Origin of the sequence: Tamilnaduibacter salinus (assembly GCF_003096655.1) — a bacterium.
Taxonomy (GTDB): Bacteria; Pseudomonadota; Gammaproteobacteria; order Pseudomonadales; family Oleiphilaceae; genus Tamilnaduibacter; species Tamilnaduibacter salinus.
In genome coordinates, this window is record NZ_QEKQ01000003.1 from 201734 (window position 1) to 222837 (window position 21104).

The 21104-nt window shown below is 63.4% G+C and carries 17 protein-coding genes and 1 pseudogene; 13 read left to right on the plus strand and 5 right to left on the minus strand.

The genetic code is table 11. The features are described from left to right. Positions 1-2: 2 nt before the first annotated feature. From C8D92_RS05985 to C8D92_RS05995, 3 genes are all read left to right on the plus strand, one after another. Entirely contained in the window at positions 3-2771 is a 2769-nt protein-coding gene (locus C8D92_RS05985) for a ribonucleoside-diphosphate reductase subunit alpha (RefSeq protein ID WP_116918726.1), read from the plus strand. 207 nt (positions 2772-2978) lie between these two features. Then, positions 2979-4037, plus strand: coding sequence for a ribonucleotide-diphosphate reductase subunit beta (locus tag C8D92_RS05990; protein ID WP_116918727.1), 1059 nt, complete (start codon positions 2979-2981; stop codon positions 4035-4037). A 150-nt stretch (positions 4038-4187) separates the two neighbouring features. After that, positions 4188-6038 carry a sensor domain-containing diguanylate cyclase gene (locus C8D92_RS05995; protein WP_116918728.1) on the plus strand — a complete coding sequence of 617 codons (1851 nt, stop codon included), beginning with the start codon at positions 4188-4190 and terminating at the stop codon, positions 6036-6038. A 3-nt stretch (positions 6039-6041) separates the two neighbouring features. Here the strand turns inward: C8D92_RS05995 and C8D92_RS06000 are convergent, their stop codons facing one another. From C8D92_RS06000 to C8D92_RS06015, 4 genes are read right to left on the minus strand one after another with little or no spacing between them, the layout of a single operon-like run. Then, positions 6042-7172: a metal ABC transporter permease gene (locus tag C8D92_RS06000; RefSeq protein WP_116918729.1), complete on the minus strand. Its 1131-nt coding sequence runs from the start codon at positions 7170-7172 to the stop codon at positions 6042-6044. After that, positions 7169-8308 (minus strand): metal ABC transporter permease, encoded by a 1140-nt coding sequence (locus C8D92_RS06005; protein WP_116918730.1) that lies wholly within the window; start codon positions 8306-8308, stop codon positions 7169-7171. The genes C8D92_RS06000 and C8D92_RS06005 overlap by 4 nt, the downstream gene beginning before the upstream one ends. Continuing rightward, positions 8308-9120 carry a metal ABC transporter ATP-binding protein gene (locus C8D92_RS06010; RefSeq protein ID WP_095610045.1) on the minus strand — a complete coding sequence of 271 codons (813 nt, stop codon included), beginning with the start codon at positions 9118-9120 and terminating at the stop codon, positions 8308-8310. Before C8D92_RS06010 ends, C8D92_RS06005 begins: the two co-directional genes overlap by 1 nt. Next, on the minus strand, positions 9117-10091 hold the full coding sequence (locus C8D92_RS06015) for a metal ABC transporter solute-binding protein, Zn/Mn family (protein ID WP_116918731.1): 975 nt from the start codon (positions 10089-10091) through the stop codon (positions 9117-9119). The genes C8D92_RS06010 and C8D92_RS06015 overlap by 4 nt, the downstream gene beginning before the upstream one ends. Before the next feature lie 148 nt (positions 10092-10239). Between C8D92_RS06015 and C8D92_RS06020 the strand changes: the two genes are divergently transcribed. The 3 genes from C8D92_RS06020 (at position 10240) to C8D92_RS15835 (ending at position 12222) form a co-directional block, all read left to right on the plus strand. After that, the gene (locus C8D92_RS06020; RefSeq protein ID WP_095610043.1) at positions 10240-10716 is read left to right on the plus strand and encodes a DUF302 domain-containing protein; all 477 of its coding nucleotides are present in this window, start codon (positions 10240-10242) and stop codon (positions 10714-10716) included. Between the two features lie 3 nt (positions 10717-10719). Next, positions 10720-11334, plus strand: a complete 615-nt coding sequence (locus C8D92_RS06025; RefSeq protein WP_116918732.1) for a cation efflux transmembrane domain-containing protein — start codon at positions 10720-10722, stop codon at positions 11332-11334. 300 nt (positions 11335-11634) lie between these two features. Then, positions 11635-12222: a PEP-CTERM sorting domain-containing protein gene (locus C8D92_RS15835; RefSeq protein ID WP_116918733.1), complete on the plus strand. Its 588-nt coding sequence runs from the start codon at positions 11635-11637 to the stop codon at positions 12220-12222. 59 nt (positions 12223-12281) lie between these two features. On the opposite strand, the gene C8D92_RS06035 is transcribed toward C8D92_RS15835, so the two are convergent. After that, the gene (locus C8D92_RS06035) at positions 12282-12854 is read right to left on the minus strand and encodes an NnrU family protein (protein ID WP_095610040.1); all 573 of its coding nucleotides are present in this window, start codon (positions 12852-12854) and stop codon (positions 12282-12284) included. A 100-nt stretch (positions 12855-12954) separates the two neighbouring features. Between C8D92_RS06035 and C8D92_RS06040 the strand changes: the two genes are divergently transcribed. The 7 genes and pseudogenes from C8D92_RS06040 to uvrA form a co-directional block, all read left to right on the plus strand. Then, positions 12955-13398 carry a GFA family protein gene (locus tag C8D92_RS06040; RefSeq protein ID WP_207775123.1) on the plus strand — a complete coding sequence of 148 codons (444 nt, stop codon included), beginning with the start codon at positions 12955-12957 and terminating at the stop codon, positions 13396-13398. Beyond that, complete coding sequence (locus C8D92_RS06045; protein ID WP_409456160.1) at positions 13371-13904, plus strand: shikimate kinase; 534 nt, start codon at positions 13371-13373, stop codon at positions 13902-13904. The genes C8D92_RS06040 and C8D92_RS06045 overlap by 28 nt, the downstream gene beginning before the upstream one ends. Before the next feature lie 15 nt (positions 13905-13919). Further along, positions 13920-14975, plus strand: a complete 1056-nt coding sequence (locus tag C8D92_RS06050) for a calcium/sodium antiporter (RefSeq protein ID WP_095610038.1) — start codon at positions 13920-13922, stop codon at positions 14973-14975. A gap of 68 nt (positions 14976-15043) precedes the next feature. Then, on the plus strand, positions 15044-16030 hold the full coding sequence (locus C8D92_RS06055; RefSeq protein WP_095610037.1) for an NAD(P)-dependent alcohol dehydrogenase: 987 nt from the start codon (positions 15044-15046) through the stop codon (positions 16028-16030). Positions 16031-16239: 209 nt separating this feature from the next. Further along, positions 16240-16680, plus strand: coding sequence for a universal stress protein (locus tag C8D92_RS06060; protein ID WP_095610036.1), 441 nt, complete (start codon positions 16240-16242; stop codon positions 16678-16680). A 249-nt stretch (positions 16681-16929) separates the two neighbouring features. Beyond that, positions 16930-18093, plus strand: coding sequence for an ABC transporter substrate-binding protein (locus C8D92_RS06065; RefSeq protein ID WP_116918734.1), 1164 nt, complete (start codon positions 16930-16932; stop codon positions 18091-18093). A gap of 110 nt (positions 18094-18203) precedes the next feature. Next, a pseudogene (gene uvrA, locus C8D92_RS16065) lies at positions 18204-20984 on the plus strand (excinuclease ABC subunit UvrA); the annotation flags it as partial. Positions 20985-21104: the final 120 nt, after the last annotated feature.

Consider the following 21104-nt stretch of genomic DNA (forward strand, 5'->3'; position numbering starts at 1 on the left):
TCATGTCCAGTGCGGTAACGGCCCCGTCCCCGTCGGCCGGCACCACGGCCCCGGTCGAAGACCTTCAGGTCATCAAACGCGACGGCACGCTCGTCGGGTTTGACCCCAGCAAAATCAGTGTCGCAATCACCAAAGCCTATCTCGCCGTCGAGGGTGAGGATGCCGCCGGCTCGGCGCACATTCACGACAGTGTCCAGCGTGTGTCCGGGCAGGTCGTGCGCGCCCTCAGTCGCCGCCTCCACGCGGGCGGCACGGTTCACATTGAAGACATTCAGGATCAGGTGGAACTGGCGCTGATGCGCGGCGAAGAGCAGCGCGTCGCCCGGGCCTATGTCCTCTATCGCGAAGCACACGCCGCCGAGCGGGCGCGGCTGGCGCCGGTTGAGGAGCACCCGAGCCTGACCGTGACGCAATCCAATGGCGAGAAGCGCCCGCTGGATGTGGGCCTGATGAAGCATCAGGTCCGCGAAGCCTCGCAGGGGCTGGATTCGGTGGACCCGGATGCCATTGTCGACGACGCCGTGCGCAATCTCTACGACGGCATTGCCGAGACCGAAGTGCTCAACGCCCTGATCATGACCGCCCGCGGGCGGATCGAGCAGGAGCCGGACTACAGTGCCGTCACCGCCCGACTGCTGCTGGAGCAGCTGCGCCTGGAAGTCGGCCAGACGCTGGAACTGCCGCTCGATCTCCCGCTGGCCGAGGTCTATCCGAAGGCGCTGAGTCAGCTCATCGAAACCGGCATCGAACACGAGCTGCTGGATCCGGCCATGGCCCGCTTCGACCTCCGGGAGCTGGGCGGTGCCCTCAAGCCTGAGCGGGATCTGCAATTCGGATTCCTTGGCCTCCAGACCCTCTACGACCGGTACTTTATCCACCACCGCGAGCGCCGCATCGAGCTGCCACAGGTGTTCTTCATGCGGGTGTCGATGGGTCTGGCGCTGCAGGAAGACAACCCGACCGCGCGGGCCATTGAGTTCTATGACCTGCTGTCCTCGTTCGATTACATGGCCTCGACACCGACCCTGTTCAACAGTGGCACGCTGCACTCGCAGCTCTCGTCCTGCTACCTGACCACGGTCGACGATGATCTGGAAGGCATCTACGGCGCGATCCGCGACAACGCCATGCTGTCCAAGTGGGCCGGCGGTCTCGGCAACGACTGGACGCCGGTGCGGGCGCTGGGCGCGCACATCAAGGGCACCAACGGCAAGAGCCAGGGCATCGTGCCGTTCCTCAAGGTGGTCAACGACACCGCCGTCGCCGTCAATCAGGGCGGCAAGCGCAAGGGCGCGGTCTGCGCCTACCTGGAGACCTGGCACCTGGACATCGACGAGTTCCTGGAGCTGCGCAAGAACACCGGTGACGAGCGCCGCCGCACCCACGACATGAACTCCGCCAACTGGGTGCCGGACCTGCTGATTGAGCGCATGCGCGCCGACGCCAACTGGACACTGTTCTCCCCCAGCGACGTGCCGGATCTGCATGATTTGTACGGCAACGACTTCCGCAAGCGCTACGAGGAATACGAGACGATGGCCGAGCGCGGCGACATCACGCTCTACAAGACCGTCTCCGCGAAGCAGCTCTGGCGCAAGATGCTGACCGTGCTGTTCGAGACCGGTCACCCATGGATCACCTTCAAGGACCCGTGCAACCTGCGCTCGCCCCAGCAGCACACCGGCGTGGTGCATTCCTCCAACCTCTGCACGGAGATCACCCTGAACACCAGCCAGGATGAGATCGCGGTGTGCAACCTGGGCTCGATCAACCTGGCGGCGCACATCGTCGACGGCGAGCTGGATCGTGAGCGGCTGGAGCGCACCGTCAACCGCGCGGTACGGATGCTCGACAACGTCATCGACATCAACTACTACGCGGTCCCGCAGGCGCGCAATTCGAACGTCCGGCATCGCCCCGTGGGGTTGGGCCTGATGGGCTTCCAGGACGCGCTCTACCGTCAGGGCTACGCCTATGCCAGCCCAGAGGCGGTCGCCTTCGCCGACGAATCCATGGAGCTGATCAGCTACTACGCCATCCGCGCCTCCGCCGAACTGGCCCGGGACCGCGGCGCCTACGAGAGCTACGAGGGCTCACTCTGGTCCCAGGGCGTGCTGCCGATCGATTCGCTGGACCGGGTGCGTGACAGCCGCCGCGAAGGCGACTTCGAGGTCAACACCGAGGCCCGCCTGGACTGGGACGCGGTGCGGGCGCTGATTCGCCAGTACGGCATGCGCAACTCCAACGTCATGGCGATCGCCCCGACCGCGACCATCTCCAACATCGTGGGTGTCTCCCAGTCGATTGAGCCGGCGTACCAGAACCTGTTCGTCAAATCGAACCTGTCCGGCGAGTTCACGGTCATCAACCCGTCGCTGGTCAACGAGCTCAAGGCCGAAGGGCTGTGGGACAACGTCATGGTCAACGACCTGAAGTACTACGACGGCTCCGTCCAGCAGCTCGACCGCGTGCCCGATCACATCAAGGCCCGTTATGCCACCGCCTTTGAGATCGACCCGCGCTGGCTGGTGGAAGCCGCTGCCCGGCGGCAGAAGTGGCTGGATCAGGCCCAGAGCCTGAACCTCTACATGGCCGAGCCCTCGGGCCGCAAGCTCGACGATCTCTACCAGCTCGCCTGGGAGCGGGGCCTGAAGACCACCTACTACCTGCGCTCACTGGGCGCGACCGGCGCCGAGAAAACCACCCCGGTCGCCGCGCCGCAGCCGCAGGTGTGTTCCATCGACGAGCCTGATTGCGAGGCCTGTCAGTAACGACCGGTTCGCCGCGGAAACCGCGGAAGGACGCGGAAGCAAAGAGAAAGAAAGAGATAAGGCCACGGAATCCACAGAAGGACACGGAAAGCGCCCTGCGGGCGCTGACAGGAAGATGGACGAGTCGGTTTTCTCTTTGTCCTTATCAATTTTTCCGCGTCCTTCCGCGGTTTCCGCGGCGAAAATGAATCTTCAGGAGGGCAAGCCATGCTCCAATGGGACGACGAGCCGAACACCGAACAAACGCAGGCCCCGACCGACGGGCCGCAGCCGGTGAACGTGGACGACAAGCGCGTGGTCAACGGCGAGACGGACATCAACCAGCTCGCGCCGTTCAAGTATCCCTGGGCCTGGGAATACTTCATGAACGCCAACAAGAACCACTGGACGCCACTGGACGTGAACATGTCCCAGGACGTCCACGACTACCACCACCGCCTCAACGACGCGGAGCGGCATGTGTACGAGAACGTGCTGGCCTACCTCACCACGGCCGACATCCTTGCCATGCGCAACATCGGGCTGGCGGTGATGGAGAAGATGAGTGCGCCAGAGCTTCAGATCTACCAAGCGCGTCAGGTCTATGAGGAATCCATGCACACCTGGGCCTACCAGCACTGCATTGAGACCCTGAACCTGGACCAGAGCGAGATTTACAACCGCTATCGGGTGGTGCCGGAGATCAACCGCAAGATCAGCCTGGCGAACCGGCGGCTGGATGCCGCCATGCGCCCGGACATCAATCTGCGGAACAAGGACGATCTGCAGGAATTCGTCATGTCTTACCTGTTCTTCGCGGCGATCTTCGAGGGCGCCTGGTTCTACAACGGCTTCAGCCCGATCTTCGCGCTCCAGCGTCGCGGCCTGATGCGCGGTACCGGTGAGCAGCTCCAGTACATCCTTCGGGACGAGGCCATGCACTTCTCCTTCGGCCTGAAGGTCTGCAACCAGATCTTTGAAGAGGAAAACATCAAACTGGACCCGAAAGCCCTGCGTGAGATGTGGGATGAGGCGGAAGCGGCCGAGCGCGACTACGCCAACTACATCCTCCGGGACCCGATCCTGGGCTACTCATCGGAGTACCACAGTGAACAGTTCCGTTACATCGCCAACCGACGTGCCCGCACGGTCGGCCTGGAGGAACCGTTCCCGGGCGCACGCAATGTCTCGCCCTGGCTGGAAGAGCAGGCCACCATGCGCAAGGAGAAAAACTTCTTCGAGACCCGCGTGATCGAATACCAGACCGGGGCGCAGCTGGAGTGGTGACAAACGCATTTCGAAGGGAACCGCGTCACAGCGACACTCAGGCTATTTGTCAGGGCGCGCCACAATAACACGTTGTGACACCGGCGCCGTGGCATGATCCGTCGTGCTGGGCGATACTTGGTGAAAGATTGAACGGAATTCAAGCTTTCCATGAGTCATCGTCGACGTCTTGCCACGCTGGTCCTGTTGGGTCTGGCGATTTTGATGGCCCCGGCTTACGCCGGGGCTTTTGTGGTGGATAACGACACGCGGAGTGTTCTGCTTGGCCCTCATCTGGAATTTCTCAAGGACCCGGAAGGCGTCCTGAGTCTGTCAGACGCCCGCTCGCCGGCGCTGGCGGATCGCTGGCGGGCGGCCCGGGCGGACATTCCCAATTTCGGCTATACCGATGCGGTCTACTGGACCCGTGTCACCCTGCCGCCGGCCCAAGGCGAGCGTCGCCGGTTCATGGTGGAGATTGACTACCCGGTCCTGGATCGCCTCGATGTGTCGCTCTGGCATGGTGGCGAGCAGCTGCGCTCGTTCCGGCTCGGTGATCGCATCCCCTATGCCGAGCGCCCCGTGGACCACCCCGGTTTTGTGTTTCCGGTTCACCTGTCCGGTGGTCAGCCCACCGATCTGTACATGCGGGTACAGACCAGTTCCTCACTGCAGTTGCCGATTCGTCTGTGGCGCCCGGAAGCACTGATTGGCCACGATTTTGAACGGGCCACCGCCTTTGCGCTGTTCTACGGCGCCATGCTGATCATGGCCATCTACAATCTGTTGATTTTCCTGGCAGTCCGGGACGCCAGCTACCTGTATTACGTCTTCTATGTGCTGTCGATGGTGGCGCTCGTGGCCGGCATTCATGGCGTGACGTTCAAGTATTTCTGGCCCGGTTCCACCGGGCTCAATGATGTGTCACTGATACTGGCCCTGAGTGGCATGGTGTTCTTTCCGAGCCTGTTCACACGCCATTTCCTCAAGATGCCGCAGGACCGGCCCCGGATGGCGAAGATGCTGGTCGGGCTGGCGGCGCTTGCCGTACTGACGGCCATCGGATCGTTCTTCCTGCCCTATCGGGAGCTGATGGTGACCACCATCATGCTCGCCGGTTCGGCCATTGTCCTGAACTTTGCCTCGGGGATCGTGCGCTGGTGGGACGGGTTCCACGCCGCGCGTTACTACAACCTGGCCTGGACCTTCATGCTCGGCGGCGGGCTGATCATGCTGCTGAACAAAATCGGCGTGGCCCCACGCAACTGGTTTACCGAGAACGCCGGCCAGATCGGTACCAGCGCCGAAGTGCTGCTGCTGTCATTCGCGCTGGCGAACCGTATGAGCTACGAGCGTCGCAAGCGCGAGGAGGCCCAGCGTCAGTCGGCGCAGGCCCAGCAGGAGCTGCTCGATGCCCAGGTGGCCATGAACCGCGATCTCGACTGCAAGGTGCGTGAGCGGACCGAGGCGCTGGAAGAGGCCAACGCCAAGCTACAGGAAATCAGCATCACGGACGGGCTCACCGGTCTGCGCAACCGGCGCTATTTCGATCAGACCTTCGAGATGGAGTACCGCCGGGCCTACCGCGAGAAATACCCGCTGGCGGTGCTGATGATCGATATTGATCACTTCAAGCCGCTCAACGACGAGCACGGCCACCCGTTCGGCGATCATTGCCTCCGTCAGGTGGCGAGCGTGATCCGGGACTGCATCAGGCGGCCGCCGGACCTGGCGGCCCGTTATGGGGGCGAGGAGTTCGTCGTACTGTTGCCCAACACCGACCGGCCCGGGGGGGTGTCGGTGGCGGAGGCCATCCGCCGGGCCGTGGCGGACTCACCCGTCCGTGACGCAGAGCAGAGCGTGTCGCTGACCGTCAGCATTGGCGTCGCCGCTGAGATTCCTGCCGATGTCCGGGAAACCCATGAGGCGCTTCTCAACGAGGCGGACCGGTGCCTGTATGAGGCCAAGAACGACGGGCGGAACCGGGTCTCAGTCGGATACGCCGCCGCCTGCCAGGAGTAGCGCTCAGCCGCCGTGGGGAGCCAGTATCTCCCGCGCCAGTCCCCGGCCTTTTTCGGTCAGCGTCAGAATATCGCCCTCTCGCCGAACAATATCCCGGTCCAGGCACTCCAGCAGAACACGCCGGGCCTTGCCGCGGTCCCAGAGCAGGTGCTCGCGCAGCGCTGCGGTGACATTTTCCTCGTCCCGCCGGGCGCTGTCCTCGTGGTTGTACAGGTGCACGGCGAGAGTACGGGTTTCGTTGCTGCGGTGCTGGCCGCGCTGGCGGATGAGCCGGGCGATGACCCCATAGCGGGGGCTGAGCAAAAACGCCACCAGCAGGAAGGTGCCGGTCATCAGCGCCATCATGCCGCCGATGGACACGTCCCACCATGACGCCAGATAGTAGCCGCTGATACTGGACCCGATGGCAATCAGCCCGCCGTACAGGAACATCCACGACAGCCGGTCGGTGATCAGGTAGGCGGCGGACGGCGGCACGATCACAAACGCCACGAACAGGATGGCGCCCACCGCATCAAATGCCGCCACCGCGGTCCCGCTGGTCAGGAACAGCAGGGCGTAGAACATCAGTCCCGGCGCGTAGCCCAGCGCCTTGGCCAGATCCGGGTCAAACGTGGCCAGTTTCAGTTCCTTGTAAAGCAGGCCGATGAACAGCGCATTCAGCACAGTCATGCCGCCCATGGAGAGCAGGGCGATCGGTACCGACCAACCGAGGACATCGACCGTGTCCAGCCAGACAAAACCAATCTCACCCAGCAACACCGTATGGGTGTCGATATGCACGTCCCGGGCATAGACGTTGAGCAGCAGCACCCCGATGGCGAACAGCATGGGAAAGACCAGTCCGATGGCCGCATCCTTTTTGACCCGCCGGGTGGTGACCAGCAGCTCCGTGAGAAAGACCGTCAGGATGCCCGTGAGCGCCGCGCCGGCAATCTGGAACGGGCCGCTCTGCTGGTGGGTAAGCAGCCAGACCACAACGATACCCAGCACGATGGAGTGACCGATGGCGTCGGACAGCATGCTGTTGCCCCGCAGGACCAGAAAGGTGCCCACCAGCGATGAGGCCATGCCGACCAGCGCGCCGGTGAGCATGATCTGGAAGGGCACACTCTGCAGCAGCGTCTCGATCATCGCCGGTCTCCGTGGCCCAGTCCGTCCAGAATGCGCTGGGCCTCGGTAATGCCGTCAGTGGTCAGTTCCCAGCCGGGCTGTTGGAGTGCGTCCTGCCCCCGCAGGCGAACCAGCCCGTTTTTCTGCAGCCGGGCCAGGGAAAGCCGGGTGCCGATGCCGTAGTATGTGTCCACCATGCCCTGTTGGGTCCGGTAGGTGGTGTCTTTGTGTTCCATGGCCAGTCGGTACAGGGTGGTGAGCACCTGCTGGCTGCGCAGGTGTCGGCGGGCCCGCCACTGGGACAGCAGCGACCAGACGAAGCCGCGACCGGGTGCGAACAGCAGGGAGATCACCACCAGTACCGACGCACTCAGGATGATCAGTGGCCCGGTGGCCAGGCCCCGTCCCATGGCGCTGATCAGCGCGCCGAACACGCCCGAGGCGATACCGATCAGCGCGGACAGCAGCACCATAGTGCCAAGCCGGTGGGTCCACTGCCGGGCAGCGACCGCCGGGGCAATGACCATGGCGGCCATCAGCACCACACCCACCATCTGCAGGCCGACCACCACCGCGAGCGATACCATGACGGTCAGGCCGGTTTCCAGCGTCGCCACGGGCAGGCCCCGCGTAGCCGCAAACGCCGGGTCAAAGGAGACCAGCTTGAACTCCTTCCAGAACAGCATGACCAGAGCAAGCGCTGCCAGCGTAATACCGCCCATGATCCACAGGTCGCTGCGCAGCGTGGCGGCGGCCTGGCCGAACAGGAAAGAGTCCAGTCCGCCCTGGGCGGCGTTGTTGGTGCCCTGGATGTAGGTCAGCAGGACCACGCCCAGCGCAAAGGACAGGCTCAGGGAAATGCCCAGGCCGGCATCGGTTTTCAGGCGGCTGTGGCGGGTGAGGACCAGCATCACAAGGGCGGCCAACGTGCCGGTGATCAAGGCGCCGGTCAGCATGCTGGCGATGTCACGGGTGCCGGCCACCAGGAAGCCCAGGCAGATGCCCGGCAGGGCGGCGTGGGACAGGGTATCGCCGAGCAGACTCTGCTTACGCAGGACCGCAAAGCATCCCAGCGTGCCGCTGACCAGCCCCAGAAGGGCGGCGCCGATCACCACGTTCTGGATGGTGTAGTCCGACAGCAGCGCCAGCAAGCTCATCAGCGTTCTCCGTGATTCGCCGTCGCGTCCCGCTTCGTGGTCGGCTGGTCCTGCATCACGGCCTGGCCATCCAGCAGGGCAATCTGCCCGCCGTAGGCCTGTCGCAGGTTGGGCCCGGTATAGACCTGTTCGACCGGGCCCTGGCTGATCACCCGCACGTTGAGAATCATCAGCCAGTCGAAGTATCGGCGCACAGTCTGGAGGTCGTGATGCACCACGATGACGGTTTTCCCCTCATCGCGCAGCCGGTGCAGCAGATCGATGATGGCCCGTTCCGTCGTGGCGTCCACGCCGGCCATGGGCTCGTCGAGAAAATAGACATCGGCCTTCTGCACCAGTGCCCGGGCAATGAACACCCGCTGTTGCTGCCCGCCGGACAGCTGACTGATCTGGCGCCGGGCGAAGTCCTGCATGTTCACCATGGCGAGCGCATCCAGTGCTTCGTCCCGCTCGCGCCGGCCGGGTCGGCGAAACCACCCCAGGTGCCCATAGAGTCCCATGGTGACCACATCCAGAACGGTGGTGGGGAAGTCCCAGTCGACGCTGGTGCGCTGCGGGACATAGCCGACGTGGCGGCGCTGCTTGCGGTAGGTATCGCCAAAAATGGTGACGTGCCCGGCGACGGGTTTCACGAGTCCGAGAATGGTCTTGATCAGTGTGCTCTTGCCCGCGCCGTTGGGCCCGATGATCCCGGCGAGTACGCCTGGTGGAATGTCGAAGTCGATATCCCACAGCACGGGTTTGCTCTGGTAGCTGACCGTCAGATCCTCGACGTGCAGCGCCAGGTGCGGTTCATGGGGCGTGTCGATCATGGGGCCTCCGTCAACTCCCAACGTCCGGCCCAGCGCGACAGCGCGTCTGGCAGGGGTGGGAGCGTGCCGCCCAGCGCCGTGACGATCTGCCGGGTGTTCTCATAGAGCATGCCGATGTAGGTGCCACCGGCGGTGCCGTCCTCGCCCATGGCGTCGGAGAACAGTTCGCCGCCAATCCGCACCGGCTGGCCCTGCTGTTTGGCGGCGTCGATTACGGCCTGGACGGTCCGGGGGTTGATGGTGCTCTCGATGAATACGGCCGGCACCTGACGCTCGGTGACCACATCGGCCATCTCGCGAATGTCCGCCACACCGGATTCGGTTTCCGTACTGATGCCCTGAATGCCGGCCACTTCGATGCCGTAGGCACGGCTGTAGTAATTGAACGCATCATGGGCGGTGACAAGGATGCGTTGTGCCTCGGGAATCGTGTTGACGGCCTGTCGGACCCAGCCATGCAGGGCCTCCAGCCGGGCCCGGTAGCGTTGGGCGTTGTCACGGATCGTCGACTGGCAGTCCGGCCGCTGTTTGATGATGTGATCGGCAATGGTGGGCACAATCTGTGACCAGAGGCTGACGTCCATCCACAGGTGCGGGTCGATGCCGTAGATGTCCTGAACCGTAATGAGCTGACCCGGATCGATTGACGACGGCGCCACGGCGACTGTCGGCTTGGTCTGCCCGAACCGCTCCAGCACCTGCCCGAGCTGGCCTTCCAGCGAGTAGCCGGAATACAGGATCAGCTCGGCCTGGCGGAGCAGCGTCACGTCGCTGGCGCTGGCCTGATAGAGGTGCGGGTCCACACCCGGCCCCATCATTGCGGTCACATCGACACATTCGCCGCCCACGTTCTCCGCAACATCGGCGATCATGCCGACCGTCACAGCCATTCTCAGGGGTTGGGACTGGGCGTTAGCCAGCGGGGCAACCAACAGGCCGAGGGCCAAAAGCATCGAGAGCATCCGTTTCATGGCGGTCCTTCTGTTATCGGTCGAAACAGCACTGCTGGCAGTGTACCGTCTATACGGACCATACGGGTCAATCGTATCGATTGGCGTGTCAGGATGGGCGGTATACGCTGGGAACGGATCACAGAACAGAGCAATGAGGGAGGATGTCATGCGATTAACGGTTCGTTCGCTGGTCGGCCTGATGCTGGTGCTGGTCACATCGACGCTCTGGGCGGCCGATGGCTTGGTTCAAATGGAAAGTGCTCATAGCGTTGAACGCACCACCGATCGGCTGGTCCATGCGTTGAAGGATAAGGGGATGACGGTGTTCCGCCAAGTCGACCATCGGCAGGGCGCCGCCGGCGTGAATCTGTCCCTGCGTCCGACCCGGATCGTGATTTTTGGCAACCCGAAGGTGGGCACACCCCTGATGCAGTGCCAGCAGTCGGTGGCCATCGATCTGCCCCAGAAAGCGCTGATCTGGGAAGACGCCGACGGTCAGGTCTGGCTCGGTTATAATGACCCGGCATACCTCACGGAGCGCCACGACATCGATGGCTGCGATGCGGTCGTCGGGAAGATTGGGAAGGCTCTCGATGGCTTCGCCAGGGCGGCAACGTCTGAAGGGACGAGCACGACGGAGTAGACGTTGACGGATTGCTGTGACAGTCACTGCGCGGTCGATGCGCGCGATGATCGGCAGCGCGGGACATTACGGGTTGTCCTCGCTATCAATGGCGTGATGTTCGCCGTCATGGTGGTGGCTGCGCTTTGGAGTCAGTCCACGGCGCTACTGGCGGACAGTCTCGACAATCTTGGTGATGCCCTCACCTACGGTCTGAGCCTGTTTGCCGTGGGACGGGGCGATCACATGAAAGCCCGGGTGGCGCTGTTCAAGGGAGGTCTGATCCTGCTGGCGGCCATGGCCGTCGCGGCCCAGATCGTTCACCGGCTGATGGTGCCCGCCGTGCCGGTGTTTGAGATGATGGGTCTGTTCAGTCTCATCGCCCTGGGCGCCAACGGCACCTGCCTCTACCTCCTGTGGCGCCACCGCCATGAGGACGTCAACATGGCCTCCGTCTGGGAGTGCTCCCGCAATGACATCGCTGCCAATCTCTCGGTGTTTGTGGCGGCCGGCGCGGTCTGGCTCACCGGCTCCGGCTGGCCGGATCTGGTGGTGGCGCTGGGCCTGCTCTGGTTGCTGACCCGTTCTGCCATCCGGGTGCTGATGAACGCGCGGGCCGAGCTGCGTCGGGCGATCTGACACTGCTGTGTTCAACGGATCATGATCGGCGCCATGGTTTTGAGTGAGTGTTTCGGATTCTGACACCCTTGAGCCCCACGATGGGCGTGGCTCACGACGGCTGTGACGTTAAGCAACTGCATAATGGGTTCCATCGGCACTCTCAGGAGTGTCACCAATTTTTACACTACCGGCTTCCCTCCCGGATGTTCTGTGCTGTTTTTGAAGCCTTTTTCGAGATTGGTACACGTGTTGCCTATGCATTCCCGCGGTCTGAAACGACCTTGATAAACGGAATGGATAACGAGGGAAGAAAAGACGATGAACACTCAATGGAAAGCGCTGGCAGGGATTCTTGTTGGCTGGATGGGGTTCAGTGGGCTGGCTACCGCTGCTCCGATCACCCTTCACGATATTACCTACTTTGGCCCTAGTGGAACCAATGCGCCAGAAGACTACGTTGATCATGGCTTTGGGACGGTCAATAAACTGGACCATCCGAGCCTCTTTAAAGGGTTCGATTACGTGGAATGGAAACACCAGTACACATTCGATCCCCCGGCTGACACGCTGATCAGTGGCAATCTGGAGCTTTACCTCAAGGACGACAGCGACCTTTGCATTTTCGGCAAGTGCACTACGGAGTTTGCGTTCGGCTATGCTGAGGATGGCACTTGGGACTGGGGTGAGGTCGACACTGGCATTTACGACTATGACGTGTCTCTGGCCGCCCTCGAAGATGGCATGTTCGGGGTCACTCTGAAGTCGAAAAAAGGCGATTTCTACATCAAGCAATCCAAGCTGACCATCGAGTACATGCCGGTTCCGGAGCCGGGCACTCTCGCCCTGCTGGGCGGCTCCCTGCTTGGTCTCGGGCTGGCACGGCGGCGCCGGACGCAGTCTGCCTGAAGAATGCGCCGCAAAGACCGTTCTGGCTCGCACACAGCCCGCTTCGGCGGGCTGTTCTGTTATGGGATCACGGGCACACCAATCCAGGCCGGATGCAGCCAGAGCAGGAACCCGACATAGAGTGTCATACCGCCAATCACCACGATGCCGTCATTCATCCAGCTTGCCCGGAGGTGCGGTATCGGGCGCGGCGACCGGCGCTTCATGGAGATACGGTCGGCAACCGCCCAGATCAGGAACCCTCCGAACAGGGCCACATCGGCCAGCTGACCATTTGAAAGCAGATGCGCCAGGGCCCAGGCTTTGACCGCGACGAGCGTCGGGTGTTTCAGCGCGGCGCTGATCCGGCCCGGAAAATACGTTGCCAGCAGTCCCGGAAACACGATCAGCATCAGCACGGCCGTGACCAGATGCATCCAGACCGGAGGTGTGTACAGCACCAGCGGGTCGAGGCGGGCGGCGCCATAGCCCTGAATGATCAGCACAAAGCCGGCGATGGCCACGAGCGAGTAGAGCCCTTTGTAGGGCCATTCCCCGAGCCGCCGGGCAAATGTCTCCCGCAGGCTCGGTGCCACGATTGAGAGGGAGTGAATGCCGAGAAAAAGAACCAGTCCGGTCAGCAAGGCCAGCATGACGTCGCTCCTGAGTCAGAATAAGCCGTTCCCGTGGCTGAGTATGGCAGGTTGATGGTGTAATGCATGGTGAGGAAATCGGTGAAAAGAGGATGCCATCGTGACGGACCTCAAACACTACCATCTGACCGGCGGCTGTGCCTGCGGCGCGGTCCGCTTCGAGATTGAGAGCCTGATGCGCCCGATCATCGGCTGCCACTGTGAAACCTGCCGCCGGACGTCCGGTCACTACTGGGCCGCCACGCGCGGCTATCGGAAGGACCTGCGCCTGTTGGAGGATCGTGGCCTCAAGTGGTTTGCCTCCTCGGACGTGGCCCGTCGCGGTTTCTGTCAGGAATGCGGCAGCAGTCTGCTGTACGAGGAGTACGGCTCGCCAGAGGTGTCCATCAGTGGTGGCGTCATCGACCCGCCCACGGGCATGAGCCTGGCGGAGCACATCGGAACGGCGGAAGCGAGCGATTACTATGGCGTTCACGATCCGGTACCGCGCCATGCCGAATGCCGGATCAGCGACCGGTGGCGCCTGCCCCCGCTGGAATCATGATGGGCGACCGGTCGAATATCATCCTCATCGGCATGCCCGGCTCGGGCAAGAGCACGATCGGGGTCCTGCTGGCCAAGGCCGCCGGAATGGATTTTGTCGACACGGATCTGCTGATCCAGTCGGACCAGGGGCAGACCCTGCAGACCATCGTGGATGAGCGCGGCTATCTGGCCCTCCGGGAGGTGGAGGAGCGGGTGCTGTGCCGCATCCCCAGGGCTGGTCAGGTGATCGCCACCGGCGGCAGCGCGGTCTATGGCGAAACGGCCATGGCGCACCTGAAATCCACAGGGCCGGTCGTCTTCCTCAACATCCCGCTGGCCACCGTGCGCGAGCGGATTGGTGACTACAGTCTCCGGGGGCTGTCGAAACGACCGGATCAGTCGCTGGAGGCGCTGTTCGACGAGCGATTGGCGTTGTACCAGCGCTATGCGGATCTCACGGTGGACGGTGAGGGCCGGACCCAGGAGCGGATTTGTGACATGATCCTAGCCTCCATTCCCAACTGACCGGACGATCGACCGATGAGCGTACTGTTGTTTGTGGCGGGCCTGGTGGCACTGATCCTCGGCGCCGATGCGCTGGTGAAGGGCGCCTCCAACCTCGCCGCCTCGTTTGGCATTCCCTCGCTGATCATTGGCCTGACGGTAGTGGCCTTCGGCACCAGCTCGCCGGAGCTGGCGGTTTCGATCGGGGCCGCGTGGTCGGGCCAGACCACCATGGCACTGGGCAATGTCGTAGGGAGCAACGTCTTCAACGTGCTGTTCATCCTCGGGGTGTCCGCCCTCATCGTGCCGATGGTGGTGTCCCGTCAACTTATTCGTCTGGACGTGCCGCTGATGATCGGGCTGTCGATTGGCGTCTGGGTGCTGGCGCTGGACGGGCGTTTGGGGTGGATCGATGGGGGCGTGCTGGTCCTGGTGCTGATCGCTTATTTCGCCTTCCTGATCCGTCAGGGACGGCACGAGCGGGGTGATGACGCGGATGACGGCGCCAGACCACCCCGCCAGCTCGCCTGGAACCTCGTACGTGTCGGAGTCGGACTGGCCCTGCTGGTGCTCGGCTCGCGCTGGCTGGTGAGCAGTGCGGTCACCTTCGCCGAGGCGCTCGGGGTCAGCGAACTGGTGATCGGCCTGACCATCGTCGCCGCGGGCACCTCGCTGCCGGAAGTCGTCACTTCCATCATGGCGGCCATGAAGGGCGAGCGCGACATCGCCGTGGGTAATGTCGTGGGCAGCAACCTGTTCAATATCATGGGCGTGCTGGGTCTGGCGGCGGTGGTGGCGCCGGACGGGCTTGCGGTCACGCCGGCAGTGCTGCGCTTTGATCTGCCGGTGATGATGGCCGTGGCGATTGCCTGCCTGCCGATTTTCTTTACCGGAGGCGTGATCAGTCGCCTGGAGGGTGGCGTCCTGTTCGGCTACTACCTGGCCTACACGGCGTACCTGATTCTCGCGGCCAGCCACCACGAGGCGTTGCCCGCATTCAGTGGTGCCATGCTGTGGTTTGTCGGGCCGCTCACGGTATTGGGGCTGGTTGTGAGTCTTCGCCGAAGCCGGACCGCGACCTCAACCGGGTAATTCGCTCCGGGCATTATGCCGGTGTACGCTCGTTGCACACGCATTTGGAGGACCGAGGGGGTCATTGGATGAAAGCCATCATGCCGTCCGGTTGGGGTCGACAGACCCGGCTGGTGCTCACAGACGTGGACGAACCCGCGGCGCCGGGGCCGGAGGATGTGCTGGTCGCCGTGCACGCCGCGTCGGTCAATCCCAAGGATCGGAAGCTGAACCTCAATGTGGCCCGATGGACGCCACCGGTTGTTACGAAACGATTTCCGCCGGTTTTCGGCGACGATCTGGCCGGCATCGTGATCGAAAAAGGCGCCAACGTTGAGGATTTCGACGTTGGCGATGCCGTCTACGGCATGGACATGCGCCCCCGGACCGCCACGCTGGCCGAACGAACCCGCATCCACCAGACGCGCATCGCCCGCATGCCGCCGTCACTGTCCTTCGAGGAGGCAGCCGCCATGCCGCTGGCCGCCCAGACGGCCCTGCAGGGGCTGCGACAGGGCCATGCCGGCTTCGGCCGCTCGGTGCTCATCATTGGCGCCTCCGGGGGCGTCGGCACCTTTGCGGTACAGATCGCCAACGCCATGGGCGCCCACGTCACCGGCGTCTGTAGCCACCGAAACACCGATTTCGTCAAGGCGCTTGGCGCTGATGCCGTGATCGACTACACGGCCGGCGACTACCGGACCCGCGCCGGACCGTTCGACCTTGTCTTCGATGTGACCTCCTACGAGTCCCCGACAAGCTGTGCTGCCCTGACCGGGCGGAGCGGCTACTTCATCTCCACCGGCGGCGATGCCCGCTCCATGGTGGGTACGCCCTTCTACCGGCTACTGGGGAAGAAGGCCGGCACGGTGGTTGTCGAGTCCTACCGGGAGGATCTGGAGACCCTGTTCGCCATGGTCGAGAGCGGCCAGCTCAAACCGGTCATCGACAGCACCTTTGAACTGATCGATGCCAACGGGGCCTATGACCGAAACGGGACCGGCCGATGCCGGGGCAAGGTGGTGATCCGGGGCGACGGGGAAGCGGACGACACGTCTTTCAGACGTTCCCGATGACCCGAAGTATTCCTGTTGATGGTTCATCGACGATTAGCGTGGCATCGGCGACAGATGTGGCACCGTTCAATGCTGGAGTCGACCATCTTTTCGGCATTGTCACGCTGATCCGCGTTGAACTTTTTTCCGGCGTATTGATCCGAATCAACAGTACTGTCTCCAACTCACTGCTACATTGAAGAGCACCTATCAGCAAAGGAGGCTTCACCATGGGACAGACTTCTTCAAGCATCGTTGTGGCGTGCGATGGGTCGGATCAGTCCGCGAATGCGGCTGCACTGGCGGCTGACCTGGCGTCAGCCACTGGCCAGTCGCTTCGACTGCTGTCCGTTTTCCCATCCACTCAGGCCGAAAGAATGGCGATTCGCGGCGTACAGCCGGAGTCCATTGAGGCCAATGAGGAACAGTATGGCCAGGAAATGTTTGATGTCGCCAGAAAGGCGCTGAAAGACAAGGTTGAGCCGACGGAAGAGGTTCTTCTGGTCGGGGAGCCGGCAAGTGAAATCCTGAAGTACATGGAAAACCACCCGGACACTCATCTTTTCCTCGGACGGCGGGGCCACTCGCTTGTACGCAGCCTGACTCTGGGCAGCATCAGCGAAAAAGTGATTCGCCATGCCACCGGGCCGGTCACTGTTGTCAGTGAATAGCGGCCGGTGACGGCGGGTGGTCAGATCCGGTGGGACCGGCGTCACAAAAGAAAGCTGGCGGTATCATCCTGCCCGGCAGCGGGCCGGTTCACCGGTTTCGGGTTTGCTGATACTGGCGACTGTAGGTCTGGTACTCCTGCTGGTACTGGCTGATGCTCCTCGCATCCTGACAGTGGTTGGTGCCATGCGGGCTGGTCTGGGTTGCCGGGCGACTGTTCCGGTGACCGGGGCGAGTAAGAGCGGAGTGCCATGATGTATCGCGCGATTTGTCTGGTTCTTTTGAGTGTACTGGTGCATGCGCCGGTGGCGCTGGCCTCGACCGGGAACCGGCTGGCGCTGTTTATCCCTGATGACACGCCGTTCTGGAATCGAGTGGTGCTCTTCGCCCGGGCGGCGACCGAAGACATGGGCGATGAACTGACGGTTTTTGATGCCGATGCCGACCGCCTCCGCATGCAGCGACAGTTCGAGTCGGCCCTGCGGGGTGATCGCGCCTTCGATGCGGCGATCTTTCCGAACTTCCTACAGACCGCGAGCCGCTTTCTTGAGATCTGTGCTCAGGAAGCCGTCCCCTGTGTCCTCTTCAACAGTGGCCTGCAGGAACCGGAGAACGGGGTTGGCGGTCAGACCGACGGCTCCAATCCACACTGGATCGCCCATCTGGTGCCGGACGATGTGGGCTCGAGCGCCGACATGACCGAGTACCTGATCCGACGGGCGGAGCAGGGGGCCTCTTCCGAGCCGGTGACGATGGCGGCGATCAACGGGTACCGGTCGGACACCCCCGCGATCAAGCGCGAGCGCGGCGTCCGTCAGGTACTGGAGCGGCGTCCGGATGTGACCTTCACCCAGATGTTCTACACCGACTGGAGCGCTGGCGAAGCGAAGACGCGCCTTAGTGGCTTGTTGCAACGATACCCGCGTGTGGATGTGGTCTGGTCGGCGAACTATCGCATCACGGAAGGTATTCTCTCGGCAATGGAGGAGGAGGGGTTAACCCCCGGCCAGGACCTGCTGATCAATTCCTACGACATCAACCCGGCCACGCTTGAACAGGTTGCCGACGGTCGGGTCACCATCACCGCCGGTGGCCACTATGTGGAGGGCGCCTGGTCGGTCATCCTGGCCCACGACTATCTGGGTGGCGCCTGGCCCGCGACCGACCGGCCGGTGTTCGACACGCCGCTGCTGCTGGTGAACCGCAACAATGTCGGTGTGGTCCGCAAGGCGCTCGGACGTCTCGAGGACAATCCTGACAGCCTTTCCCGGGTCGATTTCACGCGGTACTCCCGTCTGGAGAACCCCAACCGCAAGCACTACGAGTTCTCGCTGCGGGATGTGCTCAAACGCTACCAGTCGAACTGGGCGATGGCGCCCCGGCAAGGGCTGTTCGAGCGATCCACCACTCAATGATCAATCCAATCGGTCCGAGCGGCGCGTAAGGGCTTCCATCGTGCTGTCGCAGCGGTGTCCGTTATACTCGACAGCCATTTCCGGGAATTGCCACTACTCAGGAACCGCCCATGTCCGACGACCGGATCCGCCTTCGCGGCGCCCGCCAGAACAATCTCAAGAATCTGGACCTGGATCTCCCGCTCGGTGAAATGACCGTGGTGACCGGGCCGAGCGGGTCGGGCAAATCGTCGCTGGCGTTCGATACCATCTACGCCGAGGGCCAGCGTCGGTACGTGGAGACCTTCTCGCCCTACGCCCGGCAATTCCTGGACCGGATGGACAAGCCGGCCGTGGACCAGATCGAGGGGATTCCGCCGGCCATCGCCATCGATCAGACCAACCCGGTGCGCAACTCCCGCTCCACCGTCGGCACCATGACGGAGCTGAATGACCACCTGAAACTGCTGTTCGCCCGGGCGGCGCGGTTGTATTGCCAGGGCTGTGGCCGCGAAGTGCGGCGCGATACCGAGGACAGTATCGTCGAGGATCTGATGACCCGTGGCCAGGGCGAGCGGGCGGTCATCGCCTTCGATCTGCCACTCACCGGCGACGTGGCCGAAGACAAGGTGCGCACGGAGCTGGATCGCCAGGGCTACACGCGCGTTGACACCATTGATCGCAACACCCTGCGGGTGACCCAGGACCGGGTGCGGCTGGACGAAGAACGCCGGGATCGCATCACAGAGGCCGTCGAAGGCGCATTGCGCGGCGGCCGGGGACGGATTGGCGTGTTCCCGCTGGATGATGACCGCCAGCCCCGCGATCACTGGCGCTATTCCGAGGGGCTGCATTGCCCCGACTGCGACCGGGATTACACCGACCCGATTCCCAACACCTTTTCCTTCAACTCCCCGATGGGCGCCTGTGAGAATTGCCGGGGCTTTGGCCGGGTCATGGGGATCGACTACCGGCTGGTCATGCCAGACGAGGGCAAGACCCTGGAAGAGGGCGTTATCAAACCCTGGCAGACCAAGGCCTATGCCGGTTGCCAGCGGGATCTCATTGCCCACGCCGGACGGGCCGGCGTGCCGGTGGACATTCCCTTCCGGGACATGACCGAGGAGGACCGGCGCTGGGTACTGGCGGGCGATAAAAAATGGACCTGGCAGAGCCACAAGGGTGGCTGGTACGGGGTTCAGCGGTTCTTCGACTGGCTGGAAACCAAGTCCTACAAGATGCACATCCGGGTGCTGCTCTCCCGGTACCGCTCCTACGACCAATGCCCGACCTGTGACGGCGCCCGGCTCAAGCCCGAGTCGCTGGCCTGGCGGGTGGGTTCCAAGGCCAACGCCGACGCGGTACTGCCTCCCGAGCGGCGGTTCCGGCCCCGCGAGACCGGGTTTTCCAATGACGTGCTGGCGGATCTGCCGGGGCTGAATATCGCCGATCTGATGGATCTGCCGCTGGGCCGGGTTCAGGCCCTGTTCCGGGACATTGAGCTGCCCGCGCCGCTGGACGAGGCGTCCGACCTGCTGCTGGACGCGGTTCGGGCGCGACTCGGCTATCTGGTCACGGTGGGGCTGGACTACCTGACCCTGAACCGCCAGTCCCGCACCCTGTCGGGTGGCGAGGTGCAGCGCATCAACCTGACCACCGCGCTGGGCACCTCGCTGGTGAACACCCTCTTTGTGCTGGACGAGCCCAGCATCGGCCTTCACCCGCGCGACATGGACCGCATCATTCACGTCATGCATCAGCTCCGGGATGCCGGCAACTCGCTGCTGGTGGTGGAACACGACCCACAGGTCATGCACGCCGCCGACCGGGTGATCGATATGGGGCCCGGCCCTGGCGAGCGCGGTGGCGAGATCCTGTTCCAGGGCGATCCGGGGACGCTGATGCGCTCCGGCGCCTCCCTGACCGCGGATTACCTGACGGGCCGGCGTTCAGTGGTCGACGCATCGACCGTTGGCGCTGTCGACCGGCCGGAGGCGTGGATCGGCGTGCGGGGTGCCCGTGAGCACAACCTGCAGAACGTCGATGTGGACCTGCCCCTGAACCGGTTTGTGGTGGTCACCGGCGTGAGTGGGTCGGGCAAGTCCACGTTGATGGAAAGCGTTGTCTACCGCGCGCTGGCGGAGATCAAGGGGCGTCCCGGCGAAGTGCCTGGCGAGCACGATCGCATCGAACACGCCGACCGGATCGATGATGCGGTGTTAATCGACCAGTCCCCGATTGGCCGCACTACCCGCTCCACGCCCGCCAGCTATGTGGGCGCGTTCGACGCCATCCGCAAGGTGTTCGTGGGGCTGCCCGAGGCGAAGGAACGGGGGTACACCCTGGGGACATTCAGCTTCAATGCCGGCAACGGTCGCTGCCCGACCTGTGGTGGCAACGGCTTTGAGCATGTGGAGATGCAGTTCCTCAGCGACGTCTACCTGCGTTGCGCGGACTGTGATGGCAAGCGCTACCGGCCGGAGATTCTGGAAGTCACGCTGGCGCCGTCGGTGGGCTTCGAAGGTGGGCCGCGTTCCATCGCTGACGTCCTCGCCATGTCCGTTAACCAGGCGGTCGCGTTCTTTGCCGACTACCCGAAAGTGCTGCAGGCGCTGGAGCCGCTGCAGGCCGTCGGTCTGGGATACATGGGGCTGGGCCAGCCGGTGCCGACGCTCTCCGGCGGCGAGGCCCAGCGCCTGAAACTGGCCGGGCACCTGGCAAAGGCCAGCGGGCGGACCAAAGCAGACGAGCGATTGCTGTTTCTTTTCGACGAGCCCACCACCGGCCTGCACATGGACGATGTGGCGACGCTGTTGCAGGCGTTCCGGCGGTTGCTGGCGGCGGGGCACTCGCTGGCGGTGATCGAGCATAATCTGGATGTGATGGCCGCTGCGGACTGGCTCATCGACATGGGCCCGGAGGGCGGCGACCGTGGTGGTCAGCTGATGGCGGCGGGCACGCCGGACGAGGTGATGGCGGTACCCGAAAGCCGCACCGGCGTCGCGCTGAAAGCCTACCTGGCCCAGCGCGGC

What these genes read in the sequence shown, in the direction of transcription:
- C8D92_RS05985 (WP_116918726.1), top strand. Translation starts at nt 3, where the DNA reads ATGTCCAGTGCGGTAACGGCCCCGTCCCCGTCGGCCGGCACCACGGCC.
- C8D92_RS05990 (WP_116918727.1), top strand. Translation starts at nt 2,979, where the DNA reads ATGCTCCAATGGGACGACGAGCCGAACACCGAACAAACGCAGGCCCCG.
- C8D92_RS05995 (WP_116918728.1), top strand. Translation starts at nt 4,188, where the DNA reads ATGAGTCATCGTCGACGTCTTGCCACGCTGGTCCTGTTGGGTCTGGCG.
- C8D92_RS06000 (WP_116918729.1), bottom strand. Translation starts at nt 7,172, where the DNA reads ATGATCGAGACGCTGCTGCAGAGTGTGCCCTTCCAGATCATGCTCACC.
- C8D92_RS06005 (WP_116918730.1), bottom strand. Translation starts at nt 8,308, where the DNA reads ATGAGCTTGCTGGCGCTGCTGTCGGACTACACCATCCAGAACGTGGTG.
- C8D92_RS06010 (WP_095610045.1), bottom strand. Translation starts at nt 9,120, where the DNA reads ATGATCGACACGCCCCATGAACCGCACCTGGCGCTGCACGTCGAGGAT.
- C8D92_RS06015 (WP_116918731.1), bottom strand. Translation starts at nt 10,091, where the DNA reads ATGAAACGGATGCTCTCGATGCTTTTGGCCCTCGGCCTGTTGGTTGCC.
- C8D92_RS06020 (WP_095610043.1), top strand. Translation starts at nt 10,240, where the DNA reads ATGCGATTAACGGTTCGTTCGCTGGTCGGCCTGATGCTGGTGCTGGTC.
- C8D92_RS15835 (WP_116918733.1), top strand. Translation starts at nt 11,635, where the DNA reads ATGAACACTCAATGGAAAGCGCTGGCAGGGATTCTTGTTGGCTGGATG.
- C8D92_RS06035 (WP_095610040.1), bottom strand. Translation starts at nt 12,854, where the DNA reads ATGCTGGCCTTGCTGACCGGACTGGTTCTTTTTCTCGGCATTCACTCC.
- C8D92_RS06050 (WP_095610038.1), top strand. Translation starts at nt 13,920, where the DNA reads ATGAGCGTACTGTTGTTTGTGGCGGGCCTGGTGGCACTGATCCTCGGC.
- C8D92_RS06055 (WP_095610037.1), top strand. Translation starts at nt 15,044, where the DNA reads ATGAAAGCCATCATGCCGTCCGGTTGGGGTCGACAGACCCGGCTGGTG.
- C8D92_RS06060 (WP_095610036.1), top strand. Translation starts at nt 16,240, where the DNA reads ATGGGACAGACTTCTTCAAGCATCGTTGTGGCGTGCGATGGGTCGGAT.
- C8D92_RS06065 (WP_116918734.1), top strand. Translation starts at nt 16,930, where the DNA reads ATGATGTATCGCGCGATTTGTCTGGTTCTTTTGAGTGTACTGGTGCAT.